This is a genomic window from Aeromicrobium phragmitis (genome assembly GCF_003674095.1).
Taxonomy (GTDB): Bacteria; Actinomycetota; Actinomycetes; order Propionibacteriales; family Nocardioidaceae; genus Aeromicrobium; species Aeromicrobium phragmitis.
The window spans coordinates 1-294 of the sequence record NZ_RDBF01000291.1; the positions used below are offsets into that span (position 1 = coordinate 1).

1 protein-coding gene is annotated in these 294 nt (G+C 67.3%); it reads left to right on the top strand.

The annotated features are described in order from the left end of the window. Nucleotides 1-294 (top strand): type 2 periplasmic-binding domain-containing protein (locus D9V41_RS17400; protein WP_208006956.1); only part of this gene is annotated, 294 nt, incomplete at both ends.

Sequence of the window (294 nt, forward strand, 5' to 3'; positions counted from 1 at the left end):
CTGGACCTGGGACAGGTGCTCCCGATCTACGAGCCTTCCGAGTACCCCGCCACGGCCGCGCTGATCGAAGGCGGCTTCATCTCCGACCAGAGCCCCGTGGTCGGCGCGCTGCAGTCGAACGCCTGGCCCAACGACGTCGCGTTCAACACCCCCGAGATCATGGAGGAATGGGACGCGCACGGCCTCGTGCCGCTCGTGCCGGTGTACAACTCCGGTTCCAACGGCCTGTTCTGCAGCCAGGAGCGCAATGATCTCTCCTCGATCTCCGGCACGGCCGTCGGCTCCGGTGGCACG